12 protein-coding genes are annotated in these 17,801 nt (G+C 36.2%); 7 read left to right on the top strand and 5 right to left on the bottom strand.

The features are described from left to right. Positions 1–208: 208 nt before the first annotated feature. Positions 209–697, bottom strand: a complete 489-nt coding sequence (locus tag QP953_RS01650; RefSeq protein ID WP_309553751.1) for a hypothetical protein — start codon at positions 695–697, stop codon at positions 209–211. 230 nt (positions 698–927) lie between these two features. Here QP953_RS01650 and meaB point away from each other — a divergent pair, with 230 nt between their 5' ends. Beyond that, positions 928–2,004 carry a methylmalonyl Co-A mutase-associated GTPase MeaB gene (gene meaB, locus QP953_RS01655; protein WP_309553752.1) on the top strand — a complete coding sequence of 359 codons (1,077 nt, stop codon included), beginning with the start codon at positions 928–930 and terminating at the stop codon, positions 2,002–2,004. A 128-nt stretch (positions 2,005–2,132) separates the two neighbouring features. On the opposite strand, the gene QP953_RS01660 is transcribed toward meaB, so the two are convergent. The 3 genes from QP953_RS01660 to QP953_RS01670 form a co-directional block, all read right to left on the bottom strand. Next, positions 2,133–2,861, bottom strand: a complete 729-nt coding sequence (locus QP953_RS01660; protein ID WP_309553753.1) for a JAB-like toxin 1 domain-containing protein — start codon at positions 2,859–2,861, stop codon at positions 2,133–2,135. Between the two features lie 590 nt (positions 2,862–3,451). Next, positions 3,452–4,387 (bottom strand): diacylglycerol kinase family lipid kinase, encoded by a 936-nt coding sequence (locus tag QP953_RS01665; RefSeq protein WP_309553754.1) that lies wholly within the window; start codon positions 4,385–4,387, stop codon positions 3,452–3,454. Positions 4,388–4,464: 77 nt separating this feature from the next. Continuing rightward, a complete protein-coding gene (locus tag QP953_RS01670; protein WP_052598165.1) occupies positions 4,465–5,319 on the bottom strand; it encodes an SDR family oxidoreductase in 855 nt (284 codons plus the stop codon). A 149-nt stretch (positions 5,320–5,468) separates the two neighbouring features. Here QP953_RS01670 and QP953_RS01675 point away from each other — a divergent pair, with 149 nt between their 5' ends. Beyond that, on the top strand, positions 5,469–6,392 hold the full coding sequence (locus QP953_RS01675; protein WP_052598055.1) for an aldose 1-epimerase: 924 nt from the start codon (positions 5,469–5,471) through the stop codon (positions 6,390–6,392). Next, positions 6,389–9,421 (top strand): aminotransferase class III-fold pyridoxal phosphate-dependent enzyme, encoded by a 3,033-nt coding sequence (locus QP953_RS01680; RefSeq protein ID WP_309553755.1) that lies wholly within the window; start codon positions 6,389–6,391, stop codon positions 9,419–9,421. Before QP953_RS01675 ends, QP953_RS01680 begins: the two co-directional genes overlap by 4 nt. 64 nt (positions 9,422–9,485) lie before the next feature. On the opposite strand, the gene mqnC is transcribed toward QP953_RS01680, so the two are convergent. Continuing rightward, on the bottom strand, positions 9,486–10,628 hold the full coding sequence (gene mqnC / locus QP953_RS01685; RefSeq protein WP_309553756.1) for a cyclic dehypoxanthinyl futalosine synthase: 1,143 nt from the start codon (positions 10,626–10,628) through the stop codon (positions 9,486–9,488). A 359-nt stretch (positions 10,629–10,987) separates the two neighbouring features. Here mqnC and QP953_RS01690 point away from each other — a divergent pair, with 359 nt between their 5' ends. The 4 genes from QP953_RS01690 to QP953_RS01705 all read left to right on the top strand — a co-directional run bounded on the left by QP953_RS01690 (position 10,988) and on the right by QP953_RS01705 (position 17,788). Beyond that, positions 10,988–12,142: a THUMP domain-containing protein gene (locus QP953_RS01690; RefSeq protein WP_309553757.1), complete on the top strand. Its 1,155-nt coding sequence runs from the start codon at positions 10,988–10,990 to the stop codon at positions 12,140–12,142. A 626-nt stretch (positions 12,143–12,768) separates the two neighbouring features. Next, positions 12,769–14,325 carry a DUF547 domain-containing protein gene (locus tag QP953_RS01695; RefSeq protein WP_309553758.1) on the top strand — a complete coding sequence of 519 codons (1,557 nt, stop codon included), beginning with the start codon at positions 12,769–12,771 and terminating at the stop codon, positions 14,323–14,325. A 407-nt stretch (positions 14,326–14,732) separates the two neighbouring features. Beyond that, positions 14,733–16,253 (top strand): DUF547 domain-containing protein, encoded by a 1,521-nt coding sequence (locus QP953_RS01700; protein WP_309553759.1) that lies wholly within the window; start codon positions 14,733–14,735, stop codon positions 16,251–16,253. Positions 16,254–16,408: 155 nt separating this feature from the next. Then, positions 16,409–17,788 (top strand): FAD/NAD(P)-binding oxidoreductase, encoded by a 1,380-nt coding sequence (locus QP953_RS01705; protein WP_309553760.1) that lies wholly within the window; start codon positions 16,409–16,411, stop codon positions 17,786–17,788. The last annotated feature ends 13 nt before the right edge of the window (positions 17,789–17,801 follow it).

Here is a 17,801-nt window from a genome sequence, read left to right on the forward strand (position 1 = left end):
ATATTTTACCAGAATAGCGAACCATACCATTTTATTATGATAGGAACGATGGTTCGTGATAATCATTAATAAATAACAGAGTTATAGATAGTAGTCGTTTATCGCTAGGCTACTACAGCAACTCAGTTTATAGCAACCAATCTCTACAGAGATTGGTTGTTTTTGTATGAGAAAGAATGTTAAGTTTTCTTAGACAATTTGAGGCACTCTAAATTCGATGTGCTTCAATAGCAACAGGCGGTTGATTGTTGCACACACCAGCATCACAGCGTATAATATCTAAATCAAAGGTCAAATATTGTCCATCTGCCGATAAATCACCATGCCCTACTATTTCAAAATCAGTAACATTATCATAATGGCAAATATTCAGCGGGATATCAATATGTCCTGCACCATAAACAGATCCAATTAAAGTACAGTTGGTACCATAAATACCGTTGTTTCCATAACCCGTAACAGCAATTTCTAAATCGCTGCCATTGGCTTCTCGGATTTCTATATCATATTGATACGACTCATGAACATTGGTTTGTGGGTTATAAAATGTTTCTTCTGCATGATAGGTTCCCAAAAAAGGATAGCGCTCATCAATGTGTTGGTGATGGTCGTCATCGATATGAAGGTGGCAACTAAAGAGTAGCATTGAAAAACCCAGTAATAGTATTTTTGAGAGTAGATTTGTTATCTTTACCATAGTTAATTTGTTTATTAGAATGAAGTAAGTATGTTTATTATAAAACAAAAAGCATACTGAAAAATGTTAAGGTATTATTTTTAACAAATAATAAAATGGCAATCGTCTAAAAAGTAGGTTTTATGGGTGTTTGAGTTGAGTAGGTTTATGGGGAAATAATATATGGTTATACTCAAAATTGGTCAATATTGGGCAGAACAACACGTTAAAATTAAAGAACAACGGCTAATATGAAAGACAGCGCGGACAATAAAAATAGTGCTTTGCATATTTCCAAGGGCAAATCTATGGAATCTAATATTAATAAAAATTTCAAGCGAAAAAAGCGCCCTCAGCGTAGCTTAGACGAATTTTTAAAAGGGATATTAGATGGAAATAGAATTATCTTAAGCCAAGCAATTACCTTAATAGAAAGCACCCAAAGCAAACATCAAGAACTAGCACAACAAATCATAGAGGCTTGTTTGCCATACAGTGGGCAGTCTCTTAGAATAGGTTTGACAGGAACGCCAGGTGTGGGAAAAAGCACGTTTATTGATAGTTTTGGGCAGATTGTATTAGCAGAAGATAGGCAGTTGGCTGTCTTAGCGATAGACCCTAGTAGTCAATTAACAAAAGGCAGTATTTTGGGAGATAAAACGCGAATGGAAACGCTCTCTGTTCATCCCAATGTCTTTATTCGTCCTTCTGCTGCGGGCGCATCGTTAGGAGGAGTGGCTCGAAAGACTCGTGAGAGCATTATTTTATGTGAAGCAGCGGGATTTGATACCATTTTTGTAGAGACCGTTGGTGTTGGACAATCTGAAACAGCCGTGCATTCGATGGTTGATTTTTTCTTATTGTTATTGTTGCCAAACTCAGGAGATGAATTGCAAGGAATCAAGCGAGGGGTTATGGAAATGGCAGATTTAATTGCCATTAACAAAGCCGATGGGCAAGCATTACCTGCCGCAAAACTGGCAAAAAAACAATGCCGAAATGGCTTGCATTTATTTCCTCCCAAACAAAGTGGTTGGGTAGCTACTGCCGAGCTTTGCTCCGCCTTAGAGCAAACAGGCTTAAATACTATTTGGCAACATATTTTAAGTTATCAAAATCAAACGACCATCAACGGTTACTTCTCAAAACATCGACAAGAACAGGCTAAATATTGGTTTGAGGAAAGCATTCAACAACAACTAAAGCACTTGTTTTATCAGCACCCCAGTATCAAGGAAATCTTTATAAGAATAGAAAAACAGGTAGTAGAAGGACAAATATCACCATTTAAAGCAGCAGAATTATTAATGCAATCTTTTGTAAACTAACGAACTACCAGCATTTTCCTATTCTTGAGATATATTTACCAATATCTATTGTCTTATTCAAGCAATGTCGTATCAATTCATAAAATATTTTGTATTATATTAGAGCTTATACGAGGGAACAAGAAGACTTATAGCCAATCTTCTCCATTTCTTTTGTTCCATTTTTTAGGATCTGTATAATCGATATATTTTCCTTCGGTTCTAATCATAAATTCTACCAAATCAATGCCCTTTTCTAAAATTTTATTTCTAAAGTCCAAATCAGAATTAGAAGGAAAAGCATACTTATCTAATGCTTCAACGGGAGTTCTAGGATGATTATGATAATGCCTCAGGCTGCTAATCTCTCTAGGATAATTGAGTAAATGATGTACCTTAACGGAACCAAAAAATTCTAAATCCGGTCGATAAGAGGTGTAGACAAAATTACGTGTTTGTTCTCCTATTCCAAATGATAATAGAGACCACTCAACAGAAGTATGATCTGCCAAAAATTCAAAAACATTTTTAGCTAAGTTAAAGTTTGCTTGAAAACTGATTTGCATACCTTTATAGTGTCGTTTATTCGCACGTCCTTTTAAGGGTAAAAGCTTTTGTAACACTCCTTTTTTAACAAGAATGTGTTCATTTCGGAGTTTATTATTCGCTTTATTATAATTGATTTTCCCTTTTTTTCCCTCCACTAAAATCAATCGGTCAAAGGTATCTTTGGTCATTTTTGCCAAGGTAATACGACCGTTCGCATTGACCTTATAGTCATGTAAAGCATGCTGTGCTTTTTCGTAATTTTTAAGTGCATTGGTATTGTCTAGAGAACTGCACAAAAAACAAAAAAAGAGTAGTGTTCCGTAAATCATTTTATGGTACTTAGGTAAATAAAAAAATGTTCTTATAAGGACATAGAACTGCCTGTTAAGTAAAATGAAATTGTTGATTTACAGAAGATTGGAGATAGGAGTGCCCCTCTCAATTTGTGTGTAACAATTGATTTTATTAACTCAAAAATAGCAACTAGAATAGGGAATAAATGAATGGCTACAAGATAGACGATATACTTGTAACTATGTTACAGATTTATTGTATTTGCTTTTTTTTAACAGCCTAAAAGTATTATTTAAGAAAAAATTAAGCATTGGCAGATTAATGGCACATATTTTAGTTTATTTATTTGATTTATAGTTTTTTATAAGATGTTTTGCAGAGCAAAAAAAGCATCCATTATTGGATAATCTAAAAAAAACAGAAACCAATAAACTTTATTATCAAGCAATTGATCTATTATGCTAGGTAATAAACTCAACTCAAAAATACGGGATGAAGTTCTCTAAAGTTCTAGATTCGGATGGATGCTTGGTTTTTATCGACTAAAATTCTTCTTGAAGAAAAAAGAGTGTCGAATAAGAACAAGCTTTGGTAAGAACCTTTGAGCTATTTAGTAGAAGTAGATTTAAGGAACAACGACATGAATGGCAGCAGGCAGCATGGTAAATTCAATAGGACTTTGCCCAAGCCATTCTCCATCGACTTCTACATAAGCTGGAGTGTCGGAAGGAGCCTCAATTTTGATATGTTTGACCTGTGCAGTTACAGCTTCTTTGTGATTAGTAATAGATCCATTATAAAATTGAGGTGCTCTAAGAATAACTTCCCAAGATTTTATGTTTTTGTACAAGCTCAGAGCAAATAGACCATCTGTAGGATCGGCATGAGGAACGAGATTGGTTCCACCGCCATTATACTTACATTGCCCAATGGTAATATTAAAAAAAGGATAAGAAAGTGTTTGACCATCAAATGTAATGGTAGCAGGTGTTGCTTTGTATTGAGTAATACAACGAGCGATTAGGTATAGATAATAAAACTGGCTATTGCCATATTTGGGGCGAGTCTCACTAGCTTTGGTGACAAAAGCATCGTAAGCTAAGCCTGCAACATTGATAAAAAAGCGTTGCTCTTTTTGTAGCGTGTCAATATGGTGATAGGTAACTTTCCCTATATCGTGTTCAATGGTCTTAGGTTCCAAGATTAGTTGAACTGCTTTTTTTAAATTGGTAGGAATGCGATGTGTTTTAACCCAATCATTGCCTGTTCCAATAGGAATAACGGCAAAAGTAATAGACGCGGGGGAAACTTGTTGCTGTGAAAATATACCGTTGATAACTTCATTGACGGTTCCATCACCACCAACAGCAGCAATATGGCGATAACCTTTAAGAACCGCATAACTTGCTAAATGAGTAGAGTGTTGAGGGTAAGTACTGATGCCAAAGTCAAAGGCAATATTAGCTTGATTCAATAATTGTTGAATTTTCCTCCAAGACTTTGTTCCTCGTCCATTCCCTGCAATAGGATTTATAATAAAGTACCATTGAGCAATATGCATCTCTTACAGTTGTATAAAGCAACTCCCTAAAAATGGTTCTTTTAAAAAAAACTACTTTTAGAGAGTATATAAACAGATTATTTGGCAGACAATTTATCTTTTTCAGGAACCGCTTGATCTTGTGGACGACCTTTGAAATTGTCCATTGTATTGTGTACTCCAAAGATTTTACCCGCAACAAAGTCAAAAACACGTTGTGGTAGAATCCCTTTTAGGATTGGAACGGATTTCACCATAAAAGGTTCTTGAAGGATGATCTCATTATTTTTGACTGCTTCCATTATTTTGTCAACAATGTATTCAGGCGTTAAGATTGGTGTCATAAATGGAGATTTTGCCCCATCAAACATTCCTGTGCTAATATAGCTAGGCATAACGGTTGTAATGTTAACTCCAGTTTCTCCACGCTCCATTTCTAAACGAACTGATTCAGACCAGCCAATGACGGCCCATTTACTAGCGGCATATACCGACATGTTGGGATTAGCAATCAGTCCTGATGCAGAAGCAATATTGATAATATGGCCTTCACATTGGTCGATCATATCAGGCAAGAATTCTTTGGCAATATGCATCAATGCAGCAGTATTAATACTAATTGTTTTAGCAATATCTCGGTGACTATGCTCTGCAAACGGTTTGCCGACAACGATTCCAGCATTGTTAAATAAAATATCAATTGTGGTGTAATTGTCTTTAGCCACTTTTGCCGCTCGCTCAATATCCTCAAGATTAGAAACATCAACAACTTCTATATCCACATCGTAACCCAAGTTAGCAAATTGAGATTGGGTTTTGAGTAGATTCACTTCATTGATATCCCAAAGAATTACTTTGTAAGCTCGCTGCTCCAAACAGCGTCTGGCAATTAGTTTGCCTATTCCTGATGCGCCGCCAGTAATCAGCACGCAACGATTTTTTATTTGTGTCATAATATTGATTGATTTTGTGATACTATAAATATAATACTTTTTTAGCAAAAAAGATTTGAGATTCATTGCTTTTCTGCTTTGATAGTCTTATCCTCGTATAGTCTTATGCTCGATCATAATCTATCAACTTGCTCATAAAAAAAAGCTATATGTTTAACTTATCGTTTATAGAACATCCTAATACTCGTTTTAATCACTATGTCATTTCTAATAATACTGGAACAAAGGCAGTTATTTACCCAGAACTAGGTGCTTCTTTGCAGCAGTTATATGTGAATACTAAACCTGTCATTAACAATATTATAGGAACCACAAACGAACCTCAATTATTGAACAGCTCCTGTTCTGCTGTCTTATTTCCATTTGCGAATCGAATCAATAGAGGGCAATACGAATACCAAGGAGAACAGTACCAATTAGAGTGCAATGAAACGGCGAGAGGGCATGCCATGCATGGGCTAATTTATCAGCAGTGTTTTGATTTTTTAGATGCAGAAGTAAATGAAGAAGGCGCCAATATTAGTTTTGTATACCATCAAGACCATCGTGCTGTTGGATTTCCCTTTCCCTTCAAAACTGTATTGACCTATCGGCTGACAGGAGATAGTTTGAGGCTAGAAGTAGATGTAGAGAATACAGGAACAAGAAGTTTTCCCTTTAGTTTGGGATGGCATCCTTACTTTTATAGTCGAGATCTGGATAGAAGTACCATACACATGAATAGTCAACAACAAATTCAGACAGATGAGACCATGATCCCTATAGGAATAAATACAGCTAGCTTTCCCAACCCTCTTTTGTTGGAGCAAGAACAATTTGATACAGGATTTATATTAGAAGCACCAGAAATACACTATAAAACGCCCGATTATCAAATTAGAATTTATATAGAGCAAGATATGACACAACCTTATGTACAGTTATACACACCTGCACATCGTCAAAGCATAGCTATAGAACCGATGACAGCAGCAACAGATTGTTATAATAATAACTGGGGAACCAGAGAGTTGTTGCCTCAAGAAACGTATAGAGCTACTTGGCAAATTGAAGCAAATACAACAGCATTATGAAAGGGAAATACACTCTGTTAGAAGTTCCGATAGAGGACGCGAGGCAGGTCGCGTTAGAATTTTATGGTATAGAGGGAAACTTGACGCGTCTGGAAGGTGAACTAGATTTTAATTTTAAAATTACAACAGCGAACAAGGAAAAATATATCCTAAAAATAAGTCGTCCTAATCCTGATGTCAATCAGTTGCATTTTCAACAAGAATTGCTCAAGTACGTTGCAAATAATAAAGAAGTTGCTGCTCCTCGACTTGTATTGAATGTAGATGGAGACGGAATAAGTGTGTTGTCGGATGAACAAGGGCAATTACGTATGGCTCGACTATTGACGTGGACAGAAGGACGACTGTGGTCTAGTGTCAATCCTCAAACCGATGCATTGCGCTATCAATTGGGACAAAAGGCTGGAGCACTGACAAAAGCCTTGGAAGGTTTTGAGCATCCTCAGGCTCATCGAATATTGGAATGGGATAATGCTCAAGTGGATTGGGTTTACGACTATTTAGATTTATTTGAAGGTCACCAGCGTGCATTAATGGAGCATTTTCATCAACTTATAAAAGTTCGACTACCCGCATTACAAACATTGCGCAAAGGGGTTATTCATAATGATATTAATGATAATAACATTGTTGTTACGAATGAGGTGAAAAATCCTAGTGTAGTTGCTCTAATTGATTATGGAGATGCTATTTATACACCTATTATCAATGATTTGGGGGTAGCAGGAATGTACCTTCCAACGGGGCAACCAGATGCTTTAGCTGCGATTTTACCTTTTGTAAAAGGTTATCATGAAGCCTATCCTTTGCAAGCCAAGGAATTAGCGTTGTTGTACAGCTCAGTTGCAATGCGTTTGGTTATCAGCTTGACCAAAGCGAAGATAAATCAACAAAAAGAGCCAGACAATCCGTACCACCAGATTAGTGTAAAAGCAGGATGGAAGGTGTTGGAGCAATGGTATCAACTTAATGAGTCTTTTGCAACTTATAGTTTTAGATCGGTTTGCGGATTAACAGCACATCCGAACGAGTTTGATTTTCTTGCTTGGGCAAAAAAGAGTACTTGGAAACTAACGACACTTTTTCCTAGTGTGTCAACGGCAAAAGTAGGACGAGTAGACTTGGGCTTGGAAAGTACTTTAATAGGACAAAAAGATGATTTTGACAATGTAGCTTGGATGAATTATCGCTTGTCAGAACTTGCTCAAGAGCAATCAAGTACAATCTTGGCAGGAGGTTATTTAGAATCGAGATTCTTGTATACGACCAATGCTTATAGAGAGGAAGGAAACAATGGATATGAATACAGAAGTATTCATTTGGGAACAGATTTTTGGTTGCCAGCAAATACTCCTGTGCATTGTATTGCGTCAGGGGAGGTAGTTTCTGTTTATAATAATGGAAATGAAAAAGATTATGGACCAACCATTATCATCAAGCATTTTTATGGAGGACAGAAATGCTTTTATACATTGTATGGACATTTGTCAAAGAAAAGTTTGACACAAGTCAAAGTTGGACAACAACTGGCGCAAGGTACATTAATCGGTTGGCTAGGAACAGAAAAAGAGAATGGTGGCTGGACACCTCATTTGCATTTCCAAGTAATGCTAGACTTGTTAGGAAACAAGTTTGACTTTCCTGGTGTTGCTCGTCCATCCCAAATTGATGTATGGAAGTCCATCTGCCCTAATGCCAATTGCTTTTTTGATGTGCCAGAATTAGAACCTATTTTAGTAAAAACAAATGAAGAACTAATTCAATATCGAAAGGCACATTTAGGAAAAGGGCTCAGTCTGCAATATAAAATTCCTATCAAAATGGTGCGGGGAGATGGTGCATATCTCTTGGATCAGTATGGTCAAAAGTACTTGGATACTGTAAATAATGTAGCACATGTTGGACACGAACATCCTATGGTTGTTAAGGCAGGACAAAACCAAATGGCGATTTTGAACACCAATTCTCGCTACTTAAATGAGCGAATCAATGCTTTTGCCGCGGAGTTGTTAAAGACCCTTCCTAAAGAACTTTCGGTTGTACACTTTGTCAATTCAGGAAGTGAAGCCAATGAATTGGCTCTACGAATACTTAAAACGGCTACGGGGGAAAAAGACATTATTGCCTCGGAGGTTGGTTATCACGGAAATACCAATGCCTGTATTGATATTAGTTCTTATAAATTTGATGGCAAAGGAGGGAGTGGAGTCCCTGAGCATACGCACATATTTCCGCTTCCAGACGCTTTTCGAGGAAAATACAGAGGTAATGATGCTGGTGTACATTATGCTCAAGAGGTAGAAAAGCAAATTGCCAAAGTGCAGGCTAAAAATAGAAATATTGCAGGGCTAATTATCGAACCAATTATTAGTTGTGGTGGGCAAGTAGTTTTACCAACGGGATTTCTTAAGGCTGCTTATGCTGCTGTTCGAAAAGCAGGAGGCTATTGCATATCTGATGAAGTTCAGGTAGGATGTGGAAGGGTTGGAAAAGCATTCTGGGGATTTCAATTGCATGATGTAGTACCAGATATTGTAACAATAGGCAAGCCCTTAGGCAATGGTCACCCTCTGGCAGCAGTCGTTTGTACGCGCCAATTAGCTGATAAATTTGCCAACGGGATGGAGTATTTTAATACTTTTGGAGGGAACCCTGTTTCTTGCGCGATTGGTTTGGAGGTGTTGCGGACGGTAAAACGAGAAGCTTTGCAAGAAAATGCCTTTACTGTTGGGCAATACTTGAAAGATGCTTTGCGAAAGTTAGCGCTTCAATATCCCATTATAGGAGATGTTCGAGGAGAAGGATTATTTTTAGGGTTTGAATTGGTCGATCAAGAACTGACCCCCTTGTCTCAAAAAGCAGATTACCTCGCAAATAGAATGAAAGAGCATAAAATCTTAATGAGTGTAGACGGTCCTCAAAACAATGTTCTAAAAATCAAACCCCCAATGGTCTTTGGTATAGAACATGCGAAGGAATTAATCAAACGGCTAGAAAAAATATTTCAAGAAGATTTTATGGTAGCATAAAAGAAGAGGATTTGTTCATCATCAACAAATCCTCTTTATAATCTTTATAAAAATAAGCATTAACCTAATCTACAATCATTGTAGTGGTATCGAGTTGTTGTTGAATAATGTTTTTAGGCAGTTCACGATACTCATACTGTTGATTGCGCAGCTGAGGCTCAAAACCAGCCTCTTTGATCGCTTTTTGAATGCCATCAGCAGTAAAGCGGAATGCCGCACCAGCAGCTGACACAACGTTTTCTTCTATCATAATGGAACCAAAGTCATTGGCACCTGCATGCAAACAGGCTTGAGCTACTTGTTTGCCAACTGTTAGCCAAGAAGCTTGTATATTGACAATGTTAGGCATCATAATTCGACTCATCGCAACCATGCGGATGTATTCGTCTCCAGTATAGGTACCACGCTTATTGACCAAGCGTTTCAAGATGGTATCTTCGTCCATAAATGGCCAAGAAATAAACGCCAAGAAACCTTTTGCATGTGCAGGTTTTTTATCTTGAACCTCTCTAGTCCAAACCATGTGTTCCATTCGCTCATAATTGGTTTCAATATGCCCAAACATCATAGTAGCGCTAGTGGTAATATCCAATTGATGAGCTGCTTCCATCACCTCTAACCATTCTCGACCAGAGCATTTACCGCGAGATATTCTTCGGCGTACTCGGTCGTTTAGTATTTCTGCTCCAGCGCCAGGCAAAGAGTCTAAACCAGCTTCTTTTAAAGCTTGAAGTACTTCTGTATGGCTTGCTTGTTCTAATTTTGCAATATGCGCAATTTCTGGAGGTCCTAAGGCGTGTAACTTTAGGTTGGGGTAGAGTGTTTTTAGTTCTTTAAATAAATTGGTATAAAAATCGAGCCCCAAATCAGGGTGATGCCCTCCTTGCAGTAAAAGTTGTTCACCACCATATTTAAACAACTCATCTATTTTCTGTTTGTACTCAGGAATAGTAGTCACATAAGCCTCGCCGTGCTTGGGTCTACGATAAAAGTTGCAAAATTTACAATTGGCAATACAAACATTGGTTGTATTAGAATTGCGATCAATAATCCAAGTCACTTTATTGTGCGGGACATGGTGTTGTTTTATTTTGTTGCCAACATACATTAATTCTGCTGTTGTGGCATTTTCAAATAAAAATACTCCTTCTTCAGCTGTTAAGTATTCTAATTTTAAGGCACGTTGAAGCAAATTATCTACCTGCATAATTGTCTTTTGACTGTTAGAGTATGGCTTTTTGTTAAAAAAGTAACGAATGATTAATAAAATATAACATACTCTTATTCTAAAATAAAGTTCTTTACATTGAGTATTGTCGTTTGCTTTCCAACAGAATGAAAAGCAGTAGACAATGATCAGTGAGTCTATAACATTAGAAAGAATGTGTAAGTTTGCTTAAACTTTCATTTTTTTCTGAATCTTTTGAATAAAGATATTGTTTTTCTAAACAATACTCGATAGATTTTCCGTTTTTCCACCTAAAAAAGCAAGAAGAAAGCTATTCAGAGGCTTTTAAGGCAATTAATGGCAAAAAAAGAATACTTTTGTAGCAAAATTAGAATCGTATGACAAATGAATATATAGCCAAAACCTTTTTGGGTTTGGAAGGTGTTTTGGAAAAAGAATTGCAAGATTTGGGGGCTAAACGTACTAAAAAACTATCTAGAGCCGTTGCTTTTGATGCCGATACAGCACTATTATATAAAGCTAACTTGCACTTGAGAACTGCTTTGAGAATTCTACATCCATTAGATACAGAGACTGTGAAAAATCAAAATCAGTTGTATAACTTTGCTCATAGTATCAATTGGTTGCGGTGGTTTACCCCAAAACAGACCTTTGCCGTTAGAGCAAAAACGATTAAAGCACCAGCGTTTAATAATTCTACTTTTGTTGCTTTAAAAGTGAAAGATGCTATTGTGGATCAATTTAGACGTTTGGGAGGGGCACGTCCTTCTATTGATAAGAATACCCCAGATATTCTGATTGATGTGATTGTTTTTAACGATAAATGTACAATTTCCATTGATAGCTCAGGGGAGTCATTACATCGTCGAGGTTATCGAGAAAGCGGTCATCGTGCTCCTTTAAATGAAGTACTAGCAGCAGGAATGGTTTTATTATCAGGCTGGGATATTAATACACCTTTAATCGATCCTTTTTGTGGTTCTGGAACAATTTTGACCGAAGCAGCTACCTATGCTTATAATATAGCTCCCAATATCAAACGGGAAAAATTTGGCTTTTCTGCTTGGAAAAATTTCGATGCTAAATTGTGGGAACAGGTTTGGTTAGAAGCCAAAGTAGCCAAACGAGATTTTGAAGGAACGATTATTGGATCGGATATTTCGCCTAAAATTATTCAACATGCTAGAGAACACGTAGTTGCAGCAGGAGTAGATGACTGCATTCGATTGTCCTCTAAAGATTTTACAGAACGACGCATTCCTAAAGGTCCGGGAACAATTATTGCCAACCCTCCTTATGGAGAACGACTAACTTTTGCAGATGTGGAAGCATTATACCAAGCAATTGGAGATAAACTAAAGACAGATTGTGCAGGATATAATGCTTGGTTAATTAGTTCGGTCAAAAATTTTAATCGCTTTATTGGCTTAAGACCTTCTAAGAAAATACAGTTATTTAATGGGGGGCTAGAATGTCAATATATGAAATTTGAAATGTACCAAGGATCTAGACGTACCGATAAGCAAAAATAGGTTATCGCTCTTATAAAGATAACGATTTTTAAGAGCTTAAACTGCTGAAAACAGGATTATATGAAAAAAGTACACTTTTTTCATATAATCCTGTTTTGTTTTTTAATGGGTTGATTATTAGTTGTTTGTGTTGTTGTTTTGGGTGTCTTTTAGTAAAGCACATTTTGATAAAATGCATCAAGTGTCTGCTAGACGACACCTCTCTTTATTTGGATCGCCTATATTTGTTATAACAAAAGAGCAAAAGATTACAATATATGTAATTCAAGATATCAAAGATTAAGACAAGGGTTTAGGTCTTATTTTATTTGGAAGTGGCAACATTTGTTGTTGTTTTCAATGTGTGTCCTTGCCTTTCGGGTTGACGGGGGTCTGACTCGAAAGGCCTTTTTTTTGAAAAAATGTCTAATAGTTTAAAAGTTATTCCAGCTAGCTGCTAGTTATTACTTAAGTAGGTTTTCTTCATAGAAAACAATACATCTCTACTTTTTTATGTCCTATTTTTATTGAGGTTGACTTTTAGGCTATGTTTAATGACGTAAGCAATGCATATCGAACGGATTGAAATATAGAAGAAGATAGGTAGCTTACACAATGTCTATTAGTAATATTAAAATATGTTGAAGATGAAACAATTATTAGCATTAATCATAGTTGCTTGTTGTGCAATGAATGGTGCATATGGGCAAGATTTAAATGGTTTTTTTAAAGATGCAGATGCTTTTTTTGCCAAAAATGTTAGCCAAAATAAAATAAAGTATGGTGCAATTAAGCAGAATCCAGATGAATTAACTGCTTTGACTAACTTCATTGCTTCGGCAGATGTTTCAGCATATTCTGATAAGGAACTAGAAGCTTTTTATATTAATAGTTATAATTTATTGGTCATTAAGACGGTTGTTGATCATTATCCAATTGCTCAACCCTTAGACGTCCCAGGTTTTTTTGATGGAATTAAACAAAAAGTAGCTGGAAAAAAGATGACTTTGAATAATTTCGAACAAAAAGAATTATTACAAAGATATAAAGATCCTCGGTTACACTTTGTCCTAGTCTGTGCGGCTGTAAGTTGCCCACCTATTGCAGATTTTGCTTATATGCCCAATCAGTTAGAAGATCAATTGGAAGCACGTACCAAGTCAGCGATCAATGATGGGGTATTTATTAAAGTCGATGATTTTGCAGGAAAAGTAGAGATTTCTCAGATTTTTGATTGGTATGCCTCAGATTTTAAACCCAATGCTACTGCATTTATCAAGAAATATAAAACAACCCCTTTGCCAAGCGATGTAAAACCTACTTACTATGCTTATGATTGGAGTTTAAACGATGCGGGAGGAGCAACAACAGGTGGTACAGGTGCTAATGCAGTCGAGAAAAAAACAGATTTTGAGCCAATTATTGCCGCGGCAACAATGCCCAAGAATACATTTGAATTAAATACGTTTCATACCCTTTATACGTCTAATTATGGGGATAAAGAGTTTGGGAATAGAGGGTCTTATTTTTCGAGTTTATTTTTGTTCTCTTATGGTATTTCTGGACGTTTTGATATCGGATGGGACTTTATATTCAAGTCATACCGTGCCAATGATTTGTTTAATAGTTCCCCATTCCGTGCATTAGAATTTAGAAGAGGGGTTGACAGTGTGGTCACTCCAGGAGGAACCAAAATGCAAGCAATTTATGATTTTGGTTTGACACATTTGGGACCAAGAGTGCGTTTTTCTCCGTTCAAAAAAATAGGCTTGTCTTTTGAACAGGCGTTTTATTTTCCGATTACAGGAATACCTGCTAACAATACTGTTGATCCTGCTTTGTATTGGGTGACACAGTTTTATTACGACAAGCAGTTTAATTCTAAGTTTGGATTATTTATCGCATTAACCTTTTGGCAGCCTATCCATCCTGGACAACAATTTAAGTTTCAAGTACCTTATCTAAAAGCATTTTTTAGTTGGTACACTACCAAGCGATTTACATTGTATGCGACAACAACAACATTTACAGAATGGGGACTTGGAGCAAAGTTTTTGATTACGCCACAATTTGAAGTACAGGCATTGTACACGTATTATGTGCCGATTCCAGGTTTGGCAGATATTTATACAGGGAGTGGCGCGAAAAATGTCATGACATTTAATTTAGGAATTCGCTACAGAACATCTGTTCGTGTGAAATAAATAAAAGATTATAGTTGCCAAAAAGTAGAACTGTACGTTTTATAAAATAATTTAAGTCTTTTGCGCTTTTTTTTGTTGTAAAAGACTTATCTTATACTAGTTGATCGTGCAAAAACGTTAAAAGGGCTTGTATTTTATTCAATTAATTGAACGTTTGTTGATCTTGCTGTAACTTGCAATGATAAAGATGAACATCTCTTAAGTTTTGAACGTTCTTCTAATAATTAAGATGAAATAAGCTTAAATTTAACTTGTTTGTACTCCAATAAGTATTCCTAACAATTGTTAACGGTTCTAATGAATATCATTTCTATGCTTATCATAGTAATGATTTGCTCCTTATTGCAAAACAATAGGACAGAACTAGTGGGAGCTTATTATTTAGAGAGCCCTAATCGTAATATAATATGAAACAGATTCTTCTTTTTTTGACACTTTTATTATTCAGTTTACCTAGTGTAAAAGCACAAAACTTGGAACAGTTTTTTGAGCAATCGCATACTTTTTTCTTAAATTATGCTCATCATAATCATGTGCAGTACAAAAAACTACAACAAGATCCTAAAACATTACATATTTTAGTCAACCATATTGCTAAAATGGACTTGAGTAAGGCTAAAAAATCAACGCAAAAGGCCTTTTTTATCAATGCCTATAATTTATTAGTCATAAGTTCCATTGTCAAACATTATCCAATTGCTTCCCCTAATGAAGTAGTAACGTTTTGGGATGAAATAGAACATACTGTTGCAGAGAAAAATTATACGCTAGAGGTGTTAAAAAAGCATATATTGGAAACCTTTAGAGATCCGTTGTTACATTTAGTATTGGTAGATGGTGCGATTAGTAGTGCGCCAATTGTAGACTATGCTTATGTGCCAACTGAGATAGATAACCAATTAGAACAACGAGCTATTGTATTATTAAATGATCCCAAATACATTCAATATAATGAGGATTTGAACGAAGTAAAACTTCCTTTAATGTTTAAGATGAATCGTTTGGATTTTGGAGCATCTACCATTGATTTTATCAACCAATATCGGGTAAGAAAACTTCCTAGAGAGGTGCAGGTAATTTACGCTAACTATGATTGGAGATTGAATGGATTTTATGAGGATACCAATACAACCTTAAAGAAAAAAGAAAAAAAAGTAGGTTATTCGCCCTCTTTACAAGTAATTACCCTGCCTAAGGGAAGTTTAGAGCTGATGTTTTTTAATAGCTTATACACCGTTACATATGGAGATGAGAATTATGGTACGAGAAACTCTTATTATAATGGCTACTTTAGTGCATTTTATGGCGTGACAGGAAAATTAGATATAGGTGCGACTTTTTTGTTGCGCTCTTCTATCGAAAATGATCGTTTTAATGCTTCGCCTTTCAAAACATTTGCATTTGAGCGCAGTACAATCAGCGTGAATTCTAGAGCATCAGGGCCATACACCGATTGGGGATTGTCGCACGTTGGTTTAAACGTCCGTTTTGCTCCTTTTAAGAATTTTAATATGTCTTTCGAACAAGGATTTATGTTTCCAATACAAAATCTGCCGAAAGAAAACACGGTTGATAATAAGTTGTATAGTGTGACACAAGTTTACTACAGCCATTCTTTTACTTCGCAAACACAGTTGTTTTTGGCATTGACCTTTTGGCAACCAATTAGCATAGGAAACGAGTTTAAATTTCAATTACCTTTGTTAAGAGGTTTTTTCAACTACTTTGTAACGCCAAGATTTTCTGCCTTTGTGACGACAATGTACTTGCTAGAATGGGGAGTAGGAGTAAAATATATGTTGACTCCGAAACTAGAAATACAAGGGATGTATAGTTATTACATACCAATACCAGGAATATATGATATTGTGTCTCCTGGTGCGAATACTATTATGACTTATAATCTAGGGTTGAGATATAGGTTTTAGTCCTAAAGAAACATCTCTTATAATTTATAAGAGTACTCTTGTACAATACTTTGTGAGTACTTTACAGTTGATATAAAGATGTTTTTAATTTTTCGATAGCAAAACAAAAAATCCACGAAAGGCTACTTTTAATAACCAAAAAGCTTTCTGTTATTATGGCTACAGATAATGAACATGTTGTGATTATAGGTAATGGGATTAGTGGTGTTACTGCCGCCCGTTTTATCCGTAAGTTAAGTGATAAAAAAATTACTATTATATCAGGAGAAACTAAATATTTTTTCTCCAGAACAGCTCTAATGTATATTTATATGGGGCACATGAAGTTTGAAAATACGCAGCCTTATGAGCCTTGGTTTTGGGAAAAAAATCGAATTGACTTAGTGTTTGATTATGTAGATGAAGTAAATACACAAGCAAAAACGCTAAAAATGCGTCAAGGAGAGACCATTAATTACGATAAGTTAATTATAGCTTGTGGTTCTACTCCCAATAAGTTTGGTTGGCCAGGTCAAGACCTAGATGCTGTACAGGGCTTGTATTCCTATCAAGATTTAGAGGGAATGGAAAAATATAGCAAAGACTTGGAGCGAGCAGTTATTGTTGGTGGTGGCTTAATTGGTTTGGAAATGGCGGAAATGTTTCAGTCTAGAAATATTCCTGTCACTTTTTTGGTTCGAGAGAAAAGCTATTGGGATGCGGTGATGCCCAAAGAAGAATCTTTAATGATTGGTCGCCATATAGTAGAGCATCATATTGATTTGCGTTTGGAAACAGAGTTGAAGGAGATTTTATCGGATGATCATGGACGAGCAAGAGCCGTTATCACCAATACTGGAGAAAAAATTGAATGCCAGTTTGTTGGCTTAACAGCAGGCGTTAGTCCTAATATTCAGTTTATCAAAACATCTGAAGCTTGCGATATTGATACACAAAAGGGAATACTTGTCAATGATTATCTGGAAACAACAGCGCCTGATGTGTACGCACTAGGCGATTGTGCACAACTAATGAATCCAATGGAAGGTCGTCGTCCGATTGAAGCAATTTGGTATACAGGACGAATGATGGGAGAAACAGTGGCACATACGATTTGTGGTAAACGAACGGCTTATGTCCCTAGCTTGTGGTTCAATTCTGCAAAGTTTTTGGACATAGAATATCAAGTATATGGTGATGTAAGAGCCAATCCACCAAGCAACCATGCACAACTCTATTGGGAACATGAAGAAGGACGTAAAAGCATTCGGTTGGTGTTTGATAAAGAAACCAATGCTATATTAGGTTTTAATTTGATGGGAGTGCGTTATCGTCATGAAGTCTGTGAAAAATGGATTGAGGAAGATACTTCCATAGAGGAGGTTTTGCAAAATTTGGGCTTAGCCAACTTTGATCCTGAGTTTTATGATGAGTATGAAGCTGCCGTGATCGAACAATACAATAGGAAATTTAATAAAAATTTGAAATTGAAGCAGAAACGAGGCTTAACAGGTGCGCTTCGATTTTTAAAAAATAAATTTGCTAGACAAGAATAATCCAATTAAAAAC

The sequence above is a fragment of the Aureispira sp. CCB-E genome, from assembly GCF_031326345.1.
Taxonomy (GTDB): Bacteria; Bacteroidota; Bacteroidia; order Chitinophagales; family Saprospiraceae; genus Aureispira.